This window comes from Burkholderia pulmonis (assembly GCF_984667975.1).
The window spans coordinates 570,700-587,986 of the sequence record NZ_OZ480188.1 but is presented as its reverse complement, the minus strand read 5'-3'; the positions used below and the strand labels follow the sequence as shown (position 1 = coordinate 587,986).

Here is a 17,287-nt window from a genome sequence, read left to right as displayed (position 1 = left end):
CGAAACGAATTATTAATTTGTTGCGGATCATGCTCGAAATAAAAATAACCGGTATTTGATAAGCTGATTTTCATAATCAGCATGCTACAGTGCACTTCAAATATTCATGTGGCACGAATACTTTGAGTCACCAGTTCACCAATCCAATCAGGCAATACCTCCCCGTTTCGGCTGCTTGACCGCGAAAGCGACCCTGCTCGCGGGCTGCCGGTGAACAACCGTCAAGAGTGGGTTTGATTTTTCAGGTTATTGAAACGCGCGATGCGTGACTGCTCATCATTCGCGCCCTCCGCCATCAAGTTGCGTGCATTGAACAATGACGAGGATAATTTTGAATACAAAAGACCCTCAGGAATTCGCGGAGCTGACTGCTGCGCAGATGGAAATGTGGTTTTCGCAGAAACTCGAACCCGATAACCCGTTGTTCGACAGCCGTGGTTATGTGGATATCGGCGGCGCGATAGATCGCCCTGCCTTCGAGGCGGCATTGAGGCGCGTTATCCAGGACGCCCGGAGCCTGAATTTTCGCTTTGTCGACACACCGACGGGGCCGCAGCAGTTTGAATGCGAACCGGATTCGTTCAGGCTGGATTTCATCGACGTGTCGAAGGAAGCCGACCCGTGTTCCGCTTGCTGGAACGTCATGCAGCTCGAGTCGAACAGCGCCTACGACCTGCTCTCCGGCAAGCTGTTCAGCCAGATGCTGTTCAAGCTCGGCGACGAGCGCCATATCTGGTACCAGCGCTATCACCATATCGTGATGGATGGCGCGAGCATCCCGCTCGTGACACACCGGGTGGCCCAGATCTACACGGCATTGACGCGGCAGCAGCCGATCGCCGACGCAGACTTCGGGGCGATCGACCTGATGACGAACGGCGACCGTTCGTACCGGTCGTCGTCGCGCTACGTGAACGATCGCCTGTATTGGCAAGACTACGTCGATACCCTGCCTGCCCCGGAGACCCTCGTCGGTACGCCGCCGCGCGCGAGCGGCTTTTTCAGACGGGAATCCGCACCGCTTCCCGCTGCGTTTGCCGGGCAGCTCGACCGGATCGAGACGCAGATCGGGAAGTGGCCGCTCGTTCTCACGGCCATCGTGGCGGCCTACCTGTACCGAACGAGCAACGGCCGGATTACCGTGTTCGACTTCCCGGTATCGGCCCGCACGAAGGACACGCGCACGCTGCCGGGGATGTTCGCCAATATCCTGCCGATGCGGCTGCCCCTTGCGCCGCACGTGTCGCTGGTGGAACTGACGCGGCACGTGAGTACCGAAGTCTTCTCGCACATGAAGCACCAGCAGTTTCGCGTGAAGGAGATCAAGCAGATGCGCGGTGCGGTCACCGCACCTGTGTTCGGTCCGCGCATCAATATCGTTCCATACGGCAACCGGTGGGAATTCGGCGAGCGTCGCGCGACCCTGCATGCGCTCGCCAATGGGCTCGTCAACGATTTCGCCGTGACCATGACCGGAGATCCGCGCGATCCCGGGTGTACGTTGCACGTGGACGCGAATGCCGAGCTTTACGACGACGCAAGTGTGCTGGCGCATCGAAAGCGGCTGCTTCACTTTATCGAGACGGCGCTCGCCAATCCCGAGCAGCCGATCGGGCAGATCGACCTGCTCGATGCCGACGAGCGGCAGCAGCTGCTGCACACGTGGAATGCGACGGCGGCTGACTTCCCCGCACACCAGTGCATTCACGAACTCGTCGAGGCGCAGGCCCTTCAAACGCCCGAGGCCGTCGCAATCGTCGCGGATCACGAGCAGCTCTCCTATGCGGCCCTCAACGCCCGCGCCAACCGGCTCGCGCATTATCTCGTCGAGTGCGGTGTCGGGCCCGATACACCCGTTGCCGTGTGCGCTGAGCGAAGCGTCGCGATGGTCGTCGCGCTGCTCGCGGTGTTCAAGGCCGGCGGTGCTTACTTGCCGATCGATCCCGGATACTCCGGATCGCGGCTGGCCCATATCCTCGACGACGCCAAGCCGGCGGTCGTACTCGTCGATCCGGTCGGGCGTCGGGCGCTTGCCGACGTGCCTTTGGCCACGCTCACGCCCACGCTCGTCGACATCGGCGTCGCGTTGCCGCCCTGGGCCGCGCACTCGGCGGAGAACATTGCGCCGCTCGCGCGCGGACTGACGTCGCATCATCTCGCCTATGTCATCTATACGTCCGGCTCCACCGGCACGCCCAAGGGAGTCATGGTCGAGCATCGGCAGCTCGCCAATCTCGTGACGTGGCATATCTCACGCTTCGATCTGCACGCCGGCTCGCGCGTGCCGGCCACCGCCAGTCCGGCGTTCGATGCCAGCGTATGGGAAATCTGGCCCGCGCTCTGCGCCGGCGCTGCGTTGCTGCTGCCTCCGGCAGGGCTGGCGTCCGATGCCGCAGCGTTGCTGGCATGGTGGCGCCGGCAATCGATGGATTGCGCGTTCCTCGTCACGCCGCTGGCGCTGCTGGCGATGCAGTCGGGCCTGCCGCAGGGGCTGAAATCGCTGCTGATCGGCGGCGATCGGGTCACGACACTGCCCGCCGGGCTGCCGTCGTCGCTGCGCATCGTCAACAACTATGGCCCGACCGAAGCCACGGTGGTCGCCACCTCCGGCGAACTCGTGCCGTCCTCCGGCGAGACGGTCCATGCGATCGGCAAGCCGATCGCCAATACACGCATCTATCTGCTGGACGAGTCGCAGGCACCGGTGCCGCTGGGCACCGTGGGCGAGCTGTACATCGGCGGTGCCGGTGTCGCGCGTGGCTATCTCAACCGTGAGGATCTGACCGCGCAGCGCTTCCTGCCCGATCCGTTTGCCCGCGCAGCAGGTGAGCCTGATGCACGCATGTACCGCACGGGCGATCTGGCGCGTTATCTGCCGGACGGCAACATCGTATTCCTCGGGCGCAACGACGATCAGGTCAAGATCCGGGGCTTCCGCATCGAGCCGGGCGAAATCGAGGCGCAGCTTGCGTCGCACGATGCCGTCCGCGAAGCCGTCGTGCTGGCACGCCCCGATGCCGCGGGCAACGCGCGTCTGCTGGCGTACGTGTCGGTGGACGATGCCGCGCCGCGTGCCGAACTTGTCCGGCAGTTGCGCGAGCACCTTGGCGCCCGGTTGCCCGACTACATGGTGCCGGCGGCGTTCGTCGTGCTCGACACGTTGCCGCTGACCGCGAACGGCAAGCTCGACCGCCGCGCGTTGCCGGAGCCGGACGACGACGCGTTCGTCCAGGCGCAGTACGAAGCCCCGCAAGGCGAGATCGAACGCACCGTTGCCGCGTTGTGGTCCGACCTGCTCGGCGTCGAGCGCGTCGGCCGGCACGACAACTTCTTTGCACTCGGCGGGCATTCACTGATCGCCGTCCAGCTGATCGAGCGCTTGCGCCGGATCGGCCTGACGCTTGCGATCCGGGATCTGTTCGAGCAGCCGGCCCTCGCCGCACTCTGTGCCACCCTCGGTCAGTTGCGCGAAGCGGTCGTGCCGGAAAACCGGCTCGGGCCCGGTACGCAGGCCATCACGCCCGATCTCCTGCCGCTCGCCGATCTGTCGCAAGCCGACATCGATCGCCTCGTCACGCAGGTGCCCGGGGGCATCGCGAACATTCAGGATATCTATGCCCTTTCACCGCTGCAGGACGGCATCCTGTTCCATCACGTACTCAGCACGCACGGAGACCCCTATCTGCTGAGCGCGCATCTGGCCTTCGCCGATCGCGCCGCGCTCGACCGCTATCTGCAGGCGATGGATTGCCTCGTCGAGCGGCACGACATCCTCCGCACGGCCGTGCTGTGGGAAGGTCTGGGTTCACCGGTGCAGGTCGTGCTGCGGCGCGCGAACATCGACGTGACCGAGCTGACCCTCGACGCCCCCGGCGAGTGCGCCGCCGCGCAATTGCCGGATCACGTCCATCCGGGGCGTTACAGGATGGACCTGACACAGGCCCCGCTCCTGCGCTTCGTGATCGCCGAAGCGACGGAAGGACGCTGGCACGCGATGATGTTGCTCCATCACCTCGTCGGCGACCATTCCACCCTCGCGATCCTGAACGAAGAAGTCCAGGCGATGCTCGACGGACAGCTGCACCGCCTTCCCGCGCCGCAGCCCTACCGCAACCTCGTCGCGCATGCGCGTCTCGGGATGCCCGCGAGTGCACACGAAGCGTTCTTCAGCGAGATGCTGAATGACGTCGATGCGCCGACGCTGCCGTTCGGCCTCACGCTCCAGCACGACGACATGGCGCCGCTGTACGACGCGCGTCGAACGATGCCGGGCACGCTCGACGCACGACTGCGTACGCTGTCGAGAACGGTCGGCGTGAGCCTCGCGACGTTGTGCCATCTGGCGTGGGCGCTCGTCCTCGCCCGCACGAGCGGTCAACGGCAGGTCGTGTTCGGAACGGTCCTGTTCGGCCGCATGGCGGCCGGCGCGGGCTCGGACCGCACGATGGGTCTCTACATCAATACGCTGCCGCTGCGCATCGACATCGACGCGACCGAGGTACGCACGGCAGTCCGCGACACGCAGATACGGCTCGCAGGCCTGCTTGCCCATGAGCATGCATCGCTCGCACTGGCGCAACGATGCAGCGGCATCGGAGCGAACGCGCCGCTTTTCAGCGCGCTGCTGAATTACCGCCACAACGTCCACACCGATGGCCGTGCGCAGTGGCCGGCCGATGTCGAGCTGCTGTCTGCGCACGAGCGGACCAATTACCCGGTGACGCTGTCCGTCGAGGATGACGGCGATGCGCTCGAGCTCGTCGCGCAGGTCGTCTCGCCGGCGCTGCCGGAACGGATATGCGCATACATGCAGTGTGCGCTGGAGCAGCTTGCGGACGCGCTCGAGGCGGGATCCGGTTCGCTCGAGCACCTGCGGATCGTGCCCGACGACGAGCAGGCGCTGTTGATCGACACGCTGAACGCGACGGACGCGCCGTATGACCGGCACCAGTATCTGCATGGGCTGTTCGAGGCACAGGTCCGGCGCACGCCCGCAGCCACCGCGCTGATCTCAGGCGACGAGCGCCTCTCCTACGCCGAACTCAATGCACGCGCCAACCGGCTCGCGCATTACCTGGTCGAATCCGGCATCGTTCCCGATACGCCGGTTGCCGTCTGCCTCGATCGCGGTACGCCGATGGTCGTCGCATTGCTCGGCATCCTCAAGGCCGGCGGCGCCTATGTGCCGCTCGATCCCGCGTATCCCGGTGCACGCCTTGCGCATATCCTGTCCGATGCCGCACCGGGCGTCGTGCTCGTTGATCCGGTCGGGCGTCAGGCGCTGGCCGATGCGCTCGGCGATGTGCATCTGGCAAAGCACGCGCTGGTGGACGTGAGTGTCGCGTCGCCGCCGTGGGAGGGACTGTCTGCGGACGATCTGTCGCCGCACGCGCTCGGGTTGACCCCGCGTCATCTCGCCTACGTCATTTACACGTCGGGCTCGACCGGTTTGCCCAAGGGCGTGCAGAACGAACACGATGCGCTGATCAACCGCCTGACCTGGATGCAGTCCGCCTATCGTCTGGACGCCCGGGATGTCGTGTTGCAGAAGACGCCGTTCAGCTTCGACGTATCGGTCTGGGAATTCTTCTGGCCGCTGGCCAACGGGGCCACGCTCGTCATGGCCGCGCCCGGCGCGCACCGTGACGCCGACTATCTGACCGAAGCCATTGAGCAATACGCGGTCACCACTCTGCACTTCGTGCCGTCGATGCTCGGCGGCTTCCTCGAGGCACCGGGCCTCGCGCGCTGCACGACGCTCTCGCGGATCGTCTGCAGCGGCGAGGCGTTGCCGGTGGCCACCGCGCGGCGCTGCCTGGAGCGTCTGCCCCATGCGCAGTTGCACAATCTGTATGGTCCGACCGAAGCCGCCATCGACGTGACGGCCTTTACGTGCCCGGCGGATTTCGACGCCCAGTCCGTGCCGATCGGCAAGCCGATCGCCAATACGCGGATTTACCTGCTCGATGCGTCGCAGGCGCCGGTGCCGCTGGGTGCCGTGGGCGAGCTGTACATCGGCGGTGTCGGCGTTGCGCGTGGCTACCTCAACCGTGAGGAGTTGACCGCGCAGCGGTTCCTGCCCGATCCGTTCGCCCGAGCGGCCGGCGAGCCCGATGCCCGCATGTACCGCACGGGCGATCTGGCGCGCTACCTGCCAGACGGCAATATCGTCTTCCTCGGGCGCAACGACGATCAGGTCAAGATCCGGGGTTTCCGTATCGAACTGGGCGAAATCGAAGCGCAGCTTGCGTTGCACGATGCCGTACGCGAAGCCATCGTGCTGGCGCGTCCCGACACTGCAGGCAACACCCGCCTGCTCGCATACGTGACGCTGGACGATACGGCGTCGCGTGCAGAACTCGTCCGGCAGTTGCGCGAGCACCTTGCCACCCGGTTGCCCGAGTACATGGTGCCGGCGGCGTTCGTCGTGCTCGATACGTTGCCGCTTACGCCGAACGGCAAGCTCGACCGCCGTGCGCTGCCGGAGCCGGACGACGACGCCTTCGTCCAGGCGCAGTACGAAGCCCCGCAAGGCGAAATCGAATGCGCCATCGCCGCGTTGTGGGCTGAACTGCTCGGTATCGAACGCATCGGCCGGCACGACAACTTCTTCGCACTCGGCGGACATTCGCTTGTCGCCATTCGCATGGTCTCGCGCATCGCCAGCGAAACCGGGAAGGTCGTGCCGCTGCGCAAGGTATTCGAAGTACCGACCGTCGCGGAACTGGCTCTTGCACTGGCAGATGCCACGCCGCGCGGAAGCGGTCATGACATCGTCCGCATCGACCGCAAAGCGCCGATGCCGCTGTCCTTCGCCGAAGAGCGGATTCTCGCGATCGAAGCGGGCGCGGCACGCGGCACGATGTTCAATTCCTCGCGCCTCTTCATCCTGTCCGGCCATGTCTGCGAGGATGGACTGGATCGCGCGCTGCGCGCGGTCGTCGACCGTCACGAAATCCTGCGCACGCACTATGCGAGCGATGCCGCCACCGGCGCGTTCGTCCCTGTCGTCGAGCACGCCGAAAGCTTCCGGCTGGCACGCCGCGATGTGGCCGGGGAAGATGCGATGTCACTCGCGCAATCGGAGGCTGCGAAGCTGCTCGATTGCTTCAGCGGCCCTGTCTTCGGCGCGACGCTGTTCGTCGAGTCGCCGCAGCGCTCGATCCTGATGATCTCGATTCACCACATCGCGATGGACGCCACGTCGTGGACGACGGTCTGGCGCGACTTCCGGCACGCGTATGCGGCGCTGGCCGCCGACGAGCCACCGGCACTCACGCCGCTCGCGCTGCAATACCGGGATTACGCGGCGTGGTCGAAGCGGCACGTCGATGTCGCGCACCTCGATCGATTGCGGCAGGTCTGGCGGGAACGCCTCGCCGGTGCGCCCGCGTGTCTGGATCTGCCGTCCGACCGGCCGCGGCCGGTGAGGTTGTCGGATCGCGCGGGGCGTATCGAACGCATGCTCCCGCCGGATCTCGTGCAGCAGATCCGGCAAGTCGCGGCCGTCTACCACGTCACGCCGTTCGTCGTGCTCGAAACGGCACTCGCCATCACGTGCGCGCAACTCGCGCGCAGCCGCGACATCGTGATCGGTACGGTGACCGAAGGCAGAACGCACGCGGCGACCGAAGCGATGGTCGGCCTCTTCGTGAACACGCTGCCGCTGCGCCACCGGCTGGATCGATCCGCTTCCGTCGCCAGCCATTTGCTCGCGGCGTCGCGGGAGCTCCTGTCCGCACTCGAAGCGGGCGAGCTGCCTTTTGCCGAGGTGGTCGCGGCCGTCAATCCGCCGCGCAGCGCATCGTACGACCCGATCTTCCAGGTCTTCTGCCAATTCCAGCAAGGCCCGGGAGCGGCGCGCGAGACGATCTCCGGCCTGACGCTCGAGGCCGTGCCGCGTGCACGCGTCGGGCGCGGCGCCGATCTCGCCTTCGTGTTCCTGGATACGGGCGAAGCCGTCAGCGCCGACGTCTCGTACAGTGCCGACCTGTTCGATCCGGCGAGCATCGACGCGATCATCGCGCTGTTCCTCGCGTTCGTGACGGAAAGCGTGCAGCGGCCGGATGCATCGGTCACCGACCTCTGGGATGCCGGTGTCGCACGCACGCGAGCTGATGCAGCGGGCCCGGACATCGCGCGGCTGATCGACGCGCCGGCGAGCCCGTCCGGAACCTGGTACGCGCTGTCGCCCGCGCAGCAGGCGATCTGGCTCCAGGAGCAGGCGTCGCGGCCCGGAACCTCGTTCTTTGCGATTGCGGCGATGCGCTGCGCGCCGGAAATCGATCGCGCGCGGCTCGTCATCGCATCGCGCGCGCTCATTGCGCAGAATCAGACATTCTGGCTTCAATTCTCCGACGCCGGCCTGCAATGCGAAGGGCCGAGGCCGACCGCGCGCTTCGAGCATGTCGTCGATCACGCGACAAGGACGGACGCCGAGATGCGACAGGCGGTCGTCGACTGGCACGAGAAGCTTAACGACAGTCTCGACGACGAGACCAATGCGGTCGCGGTCTTCGAATCACCCGGAAGCGTACTGGTCGCGTTGCGCTCGCATCATGTGCAGACCGACGGCTGGGCCGCGATTCGATTGTTCGAGCGCATCGGCAGGAACTATGCCGCGCTCGAAAAGGATCCGGCCCATCCGTTCGCCATGGACCGGATCGTTCTCGATACGCTTGCGCTCGACGATCGCTATCTCGACTCGTCGACGTACGAGCGGGACGCGGCATTCTGGCAGTCGGCGTGCACGAAGATGGACGGTCCTGCATTGGTGACGCTGGTGGCCGATCATGCTCATCCCGTCGATGCGCGCGGCGTCGTTGCGTCGACGCGCAGGACGTTCTCGCCGGCCTTGCAGGCGCGACTCGCGCACACCGCGCAAAAGCATGCGCTGTCGCCGTCGGAATGCCTGACCGCGCTGACCGGCATCTATCTGATGCGTATTGCGGGCCAGCGGCGCTCGGTCGTCGGCGTGTCGTTCCTGAACCGGACGCGCGAAGCGCTCGATATCCCCGGACAATTCGCCAAGGTCGTTCCGCTTCCGGTGTCGCTCGAGCAGGACGATGCCCCGGTGTCGGCGGTCCTGGGCGAGATCGGCGACGCGTTCCGGGGCGTGATGCGCCACGGACGATTCCCGTTGGGCGACATGGTCAGGCGTTACGGGATCGATCCCCGCCAGATCGACGTGAGCGTCAATACGCTGTTTTTGCGGCATCCCGTCGAAGTGGCCGGTCAGCCCACGCACGTCCAATGGCTGCACGGGCCGGAGAACGGCCTGTCGTTCCTGTTTACGCAATTCGGGAGAAACGCGCCGATCGACGTCGAACTCCGGTACAACCGCAACGTGTTCGATCCGGTAGCCGTCTCGCACCATGCGGCTCGCCTTCTCGAATTCATCGAGCGCGCGTGCGAGGATGACAGCGTGGCGGCATGGGCGATCGATCTCGTGTCGAGCGACGAAAAGGCGCTGCTGATCGACACGCTGAATGCGACGGACGCGCCTTATGACCGGCACCAGTATCTGCACGGGCTGTTCGAGGCACAGGTCCGGCGCACGCCCGCGGCCACCGCGCTGATCTCCGGCGACGAGCGCCTCTCCTACGCCGAACTCAATGCACGCGCCAATCGGCTCGCGCATTACCTGGTCGAATCCGGCATCGCTCCCGATACGCCGGTTGCTGTCTGCCTCGATCGCGGTACGCCGATGGTCGTCGCATTGCTCGGCATCCTCAAGGCCGGCGGCGCCTATGTGCCGCTCGATCCCGCGTATCCCGGTGCACGCCTCGCGCATATCCTGTCCGATGCCGCACCGGGCGTCGTGCTCGTTGATCCGGTCGGGCGTCAGGCGCTGGCCGATGCGCTCGGCGATGTGCATCTGGCAAAGCACGCGCTGGTGGACGTGAGTGTCGCGTCGCCGCCGTGGGAGGGACTGTCTGCGGACGATCTGTCGCCGCACGCGCTCGGGTTGACCCCGCGTCATCTCGCCTACGTCATTTACACGTCGGGCTCGACCGGTTTGCCCAAGGGCGTGCAGAACGAACACGATGCGCTGATCAACCGCCTGACCTGGATGCAGTCCGCCTATCGTCTGGACGCCCGGGATGTCGTGTTGCAGAAGACGCCGTTCAGCTTCGACGTATCGGTCTGGGAATTCTTCTGGCCGCTGGCCAACGGGGCCACGCTCGTCATGGCCGCGCCCGGCGCGCACCGTGACGCCGACTATCTGACCGAAGCCATTGAGCAATACGCGGTCACCACTCTGCACTTCGTGCCGTCGATGCTCGGCGGCTTCCTCGAGGCACCGGGCCTCGCGCGCTGCACGACGCTCTCGCGGATCGTCTGCAGCGGCGAGGCGTTGCCGGTGGCCACCGCGCGGCGCTGCCTGGAGCGTCTGCCCCATGCGCAGTTGCACAATCTGTATGGTCCGACCGAAGCCGCCATCGACGTGACGGCCTTTACGTGCCCGGCGGATTTCGACGCCCAGTCCGTGCCGATCGGCAAGCCGATCGCCAATACGCGGATTTACCTGCTCGATGCGTCGCAGGCGCCGGTGCCGCTGGGTGCCGTGGGCGAGCTGTACATCGGCGGTGTCGGCGTTGCGCGTGGCTACCTCAACCGTGAGGAGTTGACCGCGCAGCGGTTCCTGCCCGATCCGTTCGCCCGAGCGGCCGGCGAGCCCGATGCCCGCATGTACCGCACGGGCGATCTGGCGCGCTACCTGCCAGACGGCAATATCGTCTTCCTCGGGCGCAACGACGATCAGGTCAAGATCCGGGGTTTCCGTATCGAACTGGGCGAAATCGAAGCGCAGCTTGCGTTGCACGATGCCGTACGCGAAGCCATCGTGCTGGCGCGTCCCGACACTGCAGGCAACACCCGCCTGCTCGCATACGTGACGCTGGACGATACGGCGTCGCGTGCAGAACTCGTCCGGCAGTTGCGCGAGCACCTTGCCACCCGGTTGCCCGAGTACATGGTGCCGGCGGCGTTCGTCGTGCTCGATACGTTGCCGCTTACGCCGAACGGCAAGCTCGACCGCCGTGCGCTGCCGGAGCCGGACGACGACGCCTTCGTCCAGGCGCAGTACGAAGCCCCGCAAGGCGAAATCGAATGCGCCATCGCCGCGTTGTGGGCTGAACTGCTCGGTATCGAACGCATCGGCCGGCACGACAACTTCTTTGCGCTTGGCGGGCACTCGCTGCTTGCCGTACGGATGCTGAATCGCCTGAGCGCCACGCACGAGGTCAGGCTGTCGCTTTCGTCGCTGTTCGATCATCCGACCGTGTGTGCGGTCGCGCAGGTGGTCGGTGCCCGAAACCGGGACGATGCGCCGGCGATCGCCCGCGTCGATCGCAACGCCCCGCTGCCGTTGTCGTTCGCGCAGCAGCGCATGATGTTCCTGAGCGGATTCGAAGGCGCAGGCACGATCTATCACGTCCCGCTCGTGCTGCGGCTCGACGGCAGGCTGGACGCCGATGCCTGGCATCTCGCGCTGGATGTGCTGTGGGCGCGCCACGAGGCGTTGCGCACCGTGTTTCCCGAGACTGCTGGCGCAAGCGGCGATGCCCGTGCGGCGCTGCTTCCGGCCGGCGACGGCATGCCCTGGCGCGAAGACGATCTGTCGTCGAAACCCGGTGCGCCGGAAAACTGGCTGCGCGTGGGCGAGGAAGAGGCCGTGCGCCCGTTCGAACTCGCGCGCGGGCCGCTCGTGCGCGCACGCCTCGTCAGGCTGTCGGAGAACACGCACGTCTTCATGCTCACGCTGCACCACATCGTCTGCGACGGTTGGTCGCTGTCCGTGCTCGTCAAGGAGCTGTGCGCGCTTTACGGGGCCTTCACGGAAGGACGCCCGAACCCGCTGGCGACGCTGGCGCTCCAGTACCCCGACTACGTTGCATGGCAGCGGCAATGGCTGGGCGCGGAACGGCTCGAACGCGAGGCAGGCTTCTGGAAGAAGACACTGGCGGGCATCCCGACGCTGCTGACGCTGCCGACCGATCGTCCGCGGCCCGCGCATCAGCAGTTCGACGCGGCGCGGCTGCCGCTCGAACTCGACGCGGTGCTCGCACGGGACCTGAGACGGCTCGCCGCGCAGCGCGGCGTCACGGTCTTCGCGGTCGTCACCGCGGCCTGGGCCGCGGTGCTGGGGCGCCTCGCCGGCCAGGATGACGTCGTGATCGGCACCCCGGTCGCCAATCGCTCCGGGCCCGAGTTCGAATCCATCGTGGGCCTGTTCGTGAACACGCTGGCGCTGCGCATCGACCTGTCGGGCGTACCGTCGGTCGCACAACTGCTCGACCGCGTCCAGGGGGCGGTCGTTGCCGCACAGGATCACCAGGATCTCCCGTTCGAACAGGTCGTGGAAATCGTGAAGCCGCCTCGACGGCTCGGTCATACGTCGATCTTCCAGGTGATGATTTCGTGGCAGAACACCGACGTGCGGACGATCGAGTTGCCGGACCTGGATGTCAGCCCGGTTGCCAGCGCGTTCGACCGGGCGAAGTTCGATCTCGAACTCGATCTGGTCGACGATGGCCGCGCGGTGGCCGGTGCGTTGCGCTACGCGACCGCATTGTTCGACGAGACCTCGATCGCGCGGCATGGCGCGTACCTGATCGCCGTGTTGCGCGCGATGACCCGGGACGACACGCAGCCGGTCCGACAGATCGGCCTGCTCGATACCGACGAGCGGCAGCAGCAGCTGCACACGTGGAATGCGACGGCGGCTGACTACCCCGCACACCGGTGCATTCACGAACTCGTCGAGGCGCAGGTCCTTCAAACGCCCGAGGCCGTCTCAATCGTCGCGGATCACGAGCAGCTCTCCTATGCCGCTCTCAATGCCCGTGCCAACCGGCTCGCGCATTACCTCGTCGAATGCGGTGTCGGGCCCGATACACCCGTTGCCGTGTGCGCCGAGCGCAGCGTCGCGATGGTCATCGCGCTGCTCGCGGTGTTCAAGGCCGGCGGGGCGTACCTGCCAATCGATCCCGCCTATTCCGGTGCGCGGTTGGCCCATATCCTCGACGACGCCAAGCCGGCGGTCGTACTCGTCGATCCGGTCGGGCGTCGGGCGCTTGCCGACGTGCATGCGACCACACTCATTGATATCAGTGTCGCGTCGCCGCCGTGGGCCGCATACTCGCCGGACAACCTCCCCACGCTCGAACGCGGATTGACGTCGCGCCATCTTGCTTATGTCATTTACACGTCCGGCTCCACCGGCACGCCCAAGGGAGTCATGGTCGAGCATCGGCAGCTCGCCAATCTCGTGACGTGGCATATCTCACGCTTCGATCTGCACGCCGGCTCGCGCGTACCGGCCACCGCCAGTCCGGCGTTCGACGCCAGCGTATGGGAAATCTGGCCCGCGCTCTGCGCCGGCGCCGCGCTGCTGCTGCCGCCGGCAGGGCTGGCGTCCGATGCCGCAGCGTTGCTGGCGTGGTGGCGCCCGCAATCGATGGATTGCGCGTTCCTCGTCACGCCGCTGGCGTTGCTGGCGATGCAGTCGGGCCTGCCGCAGGGGCTGAAGTCGCTGCTGATCGGCGGCGATCGCGTCACGACACTGCCCGCCGGGCTGCCGTCGTCGCTGCGCATCGTCAACAACTACGGCCCGACCGAAACCACGGTGGTTGCCACCTCCGGCGAACTCGTGCCGTCCTCCGGCGAGACAGTCCATTCGATCGGCAAGCCGATCGCCAATACACGCATCTACCTGCTCGACGAGTCGCAAGCACCGGTGCCGCTGGGCGTCGTGGGCGAGCTGTACATCGGCGGTGCCGGTGTCGCGCGTGGCTACCTGAACCGACCGGATCTGACCGCGCAGCGCTTCCTGCCCGATCCGTTTGCCCGCGCGGCCGGTGAGCCTGATGCACGCATGTACCGCACGGGTGACCTTGCGCGCTACTTGCCGGACGGCAACATCGTATTCCTCGGGCGCAACGACGATCAGGTCAAGATCCGGGGCTTCCGCATCGAGCCGGGCGAAATCGAGGCGCAGCTTGCGTCGCACGATGCCGTGCGCGAAGCCGTCGTGCTGGCACGCCCCGATGCCGCGGGCAACGCCCGTCTGCTGGCGTACGTGTCGGTGGACGATGCCGCACCGCGTGCCGAACTTGTCCGGCAGTTGCGCGAGCACCTTGCCGCCCGGTTGCCCGACTACATGGTGCCGGCTGCGTTCGTCGTGCTCGACACGTTGCCGCTGACCGCGAACGGCAAGCTCGACCGCCGCGCGTTGCCGGAGCCGGACGACGACGCGTTCGCCCAGGCACAGTACGAGGCCCCGCAAGGCGAGATCGAGCGCACCGTTGCGGCGCTGTGGTCCGATCTGCTCGGCGTCGAGCGCATCGGCCGGCACGACAACTTCTTTGCGCTCGGCGGACATTCGCTGATCGCTGCCCGCCTGCTCGCGCACATCCGCGAGACGTTCGGGCACGAGGTCTCGATTCGCACGCTGTTCGAAGCGCCTACCGTTGCACAGCTGGCGCCCCGGATACACGAAACGGGCGCGTCGGACGCGCTGGCCGTCCTGCTGCCGATCCAGCCGCAAGGGACGCACCTGCCGCTCTTCTGCATTCATCCGGCCGGCGGCTTCAGCTGGCCGTACGCGAGCCTGACGCATCATCTGCGGGACCGGCCGCTCTACGGTCTGCAGGCGCGCGCGCTCACCGAAGCCGACACCGACGAGCAGTCGATCGAGGAGATGGCGCAGGACTACGTCCGGCAGATTCGCAGCGTACAGCCCACCGGCCCCTATCACCTGCTCGGCTGGTCGCTGGGGTGTCATATCGCGCACGCCATCGCCACCCAGCTGCAATGCGCCGGTGAAAAAGTGGCATTGCTCGCGATGCTCGACGGTTATCCGGAAGCGCGACGCGACGCATACCCCGCACCGACGGAGACTGAAGTCATCGACGTGCTGATACGCGCATTCGTGGACGCGCCTCAGCCGGCCAGCGCATGCTCGCTGACGATCGACACGCTCAGGACGCGCCTTGCCGAACACAATCCGATGTTCAGCACGTTCAACGCGCGGACCTTCGAATCGATCGTGCGGCAATTCCAGGTGGCGCCTGCGCAGGCCAGCATGTTTGCGCCCGACGTATTCCACGGCGACGTGGTCTTCTTCAGGGCGACACTCGACCGGCCGGAGGCTTATGAGCCTCGCGACGTCCGGGCATGGCAACCGTATGTGCGAGGGAAAATCGACGTGCACGACATCGCATGCCTGCATGAAACGATGATGAGCGCGTCGGCGCTCGCCGAGATCGGGCCGATCGTTGCTGCTGCGCTCGGCGCGGGCGCAACATACGGAAAAGCGTCGCCGGATTTGCCGGCCTCCGTCACGGGCGCGTGGCCGCGTCACGGTGAATATATCGAGGGAATGAGCGATGGTTCGCTTTCCTGACCGGGGATCCGGCTTCGTGGCAGTCGACGACGGACACGCACCGGCCTCGCACGGGCTCGTTCGTCGTCGACCGAAGGAAGGCCGGCCCGCCTGCGTCGCCGGGCGGGCACACGAACGGGCGGCGCATTCTGCGCATTGCGCACCGCGACGCGGCCGGCGGCAATCAGGTGCATCGCGCCGGCGGCCCGTCATTCAGGAGCATGCCGAATGAATGAAGGCGCGCGCACAAACCGTGTCCTGCTGATCGAAGACGACGAACGGTTCGCGCGGCTGACGCGCGAATATCTGGACCGGTACGGGTTCGCGGTGACGGTCGTTCACCGCGGCGACCTCGCCGTCGCGGCCGTGCGCGAGCATCTGCCCGCGCTCGTGATGCTCGATCTGATGCTGCCGAACCCCGACGGCATGGAAGTATGCCGGCAGATCCGCACGTTCTCGAACGTACCCGTGATCGTCCTGACCGCGCGTGCCGATGTCGGTGATCAGGTCGCCGCTTTCGATGCGGGTGCGGACGACTACCTCGCGAAACCGCTCGATCCCCGCGTGCTCGTCGCGCGCGCCCGTGCGCTGCTGCGGCGAGCGTATCGCGTCGCGGCTACGTAGGCACGCTGCCGCCACCGCATTCCGCTGTCGTCATCCGGTTCGACCTCGTATGCGCGGATCCGCTCGTCCGTCAATATCCCGAGCCGCGCGATTCGATGCGCGACCTGAGTTCCTTGTCGTGAGGGCAGCGTTGGCATTCAGCGCCCCGGATGCTTATGATAGCGGCTCGCCTGCCCACCGATCGAATCGGCTCGCCGGTGCAAGAAATCCGGCGCGCCGCCCTTTTCGCCACGTCACCCCATGAAAACCGAACACATACTCGTACTGGATATCGACGGCACACTGACCGATTCGGTCGCCCTGCATCAGTCCGCGTTCCTGGCCGCGATGCTTGCGTTGAAGCTGCCCGAGCTCGATACGAACTGGGGACGCTATCCGCATCACACCGACACGGGCATCCTGGCGCACGCGCTGTCGTCCAACGGCTTGAGCCCGATGAATGCATCGGCTGTGGCGGCCTTCGAACAGGACATCGATCGTCATTTCGTGGCGGCGCTTGCCCGCCAGGGGCTGAAGGAGATCCCGGGCGCCGGCAGGTTCTTGCGGGAGGCGACGGCATCGGGCTGGGGCATTGTCTTTGCGACCGGCGGCGTACGGCGCGTCAGCGAGCGGAAACTGCAGGCCGTCGGCATCCCGTTCGACGACGATCTGCTGGTGACGTCGTCGGTGTACCCGTCACGGACGGATCTCGTTGCCGCCGCCGTCGAACGTGCCCGGAAATACTATGGCGTCGAGCCGTCTTGCCGGACTGTTTCCATCGGCGACGGGCTTTGGGATCTTGAAGTCGCCGACACGCTCGGGCTCGAGTTCATCGGTATCGGCACGCCGCCCAAGGCGGACGTCCTGACCACGCGCGGGGCGGTTGCCGTTCCGGATTTCGACGATGACCGGCTCGTCCGGCTGCTTGGTCTCGCCACTGCAGGCTGAGCAATACGGCAGTCACGCAGGGCGCTCTTGCCCAAGCTGACGACGCGCTCGTCACGGACGCGTGCTTGAAGACGCTGTCTCAGAATGGCGCGGGCAGACTCCGCCCGCGTTCATCGTCCATTTCAGCAAAGTGTTGAAGGTGGATCACCGGTTCGTCGATTCCCGACCGACGAAGACGACACGCGAGCCGCGGAAATGCGGAATCTTCGGGAATTCGCGAGATTGCACGTCATGCATCGAAGCGGTCACTGAGCGCGGCGTCGCCAGGACTCGCGTCAACTCCCTCAGCGTTCCCGCGAAGCGCGCACGACGATGCGCGAACCGAACGCATCCCCGTCCCGCCCCACG

General features: G+C 66.1%; 2 protein-coding genes and 1 pseudogene. All 3 read left to right on the top strand.

Features of this window, described 5'->3' with window-relative positions:
* Positions 1 to 316 precede the first annotated feature (316 nt).
* Positions 317 to 15,409 carry an amino acid adenylation domain-containing protein gene (locus AC5LXK_RS34205; RefSeq protein ID WP_493395041.1) on the top strand — a complete coding sequence of 5,031 codons (15,093 nt, stop codon included), beginning with the start codon at positions 317 to 319 and terminating at the stop codon, positions 15,407 to 15,409.
* Between the two features lie 207 nt (positions 15,410 to 15,616).
* Positions 15,617 to 15,991: pseudogene (locus AC5LXK_RS34200) on the top strand (response regulator transcription factor); the annotation flags it as partial.
* A gap of 261 nt (positions 15,992 to 16,252) precedes the next feature.
* The gene (locus AC5LXK_RS34195; RefSeq protein WP_493395040.1) at positions 16,253 to 16,939 is read left to right on the top strand and encodes an HAD family hydrolase; all 687 of its coding nucleotides are present in this window, start codon (positions 16,253 to 16,255) and stop codon (positions 16,937 to 16,939) included.
* The last annotated feature ends 348 nt before the right edge of the window (positions 16,940 to 17,287 follow it).

What these genes read in the sequence shown, in the direction of transcription:
- AC5LXK_RS34195 (WP_493395040.1), top strand. Translation starts at nt 16,253, where the DNA reads ATGAAAACCGAACACATACTCGTACTGGATATCGACGGCACACTGACC.
- AC5LXK_RS34205 (WP_493395041.1), top strand. Translation starts at nt 317, where the DNA reads ATGACGAGGATAATTTTGAATACAAAAGACCCTCAGGAATTCGCGGAG.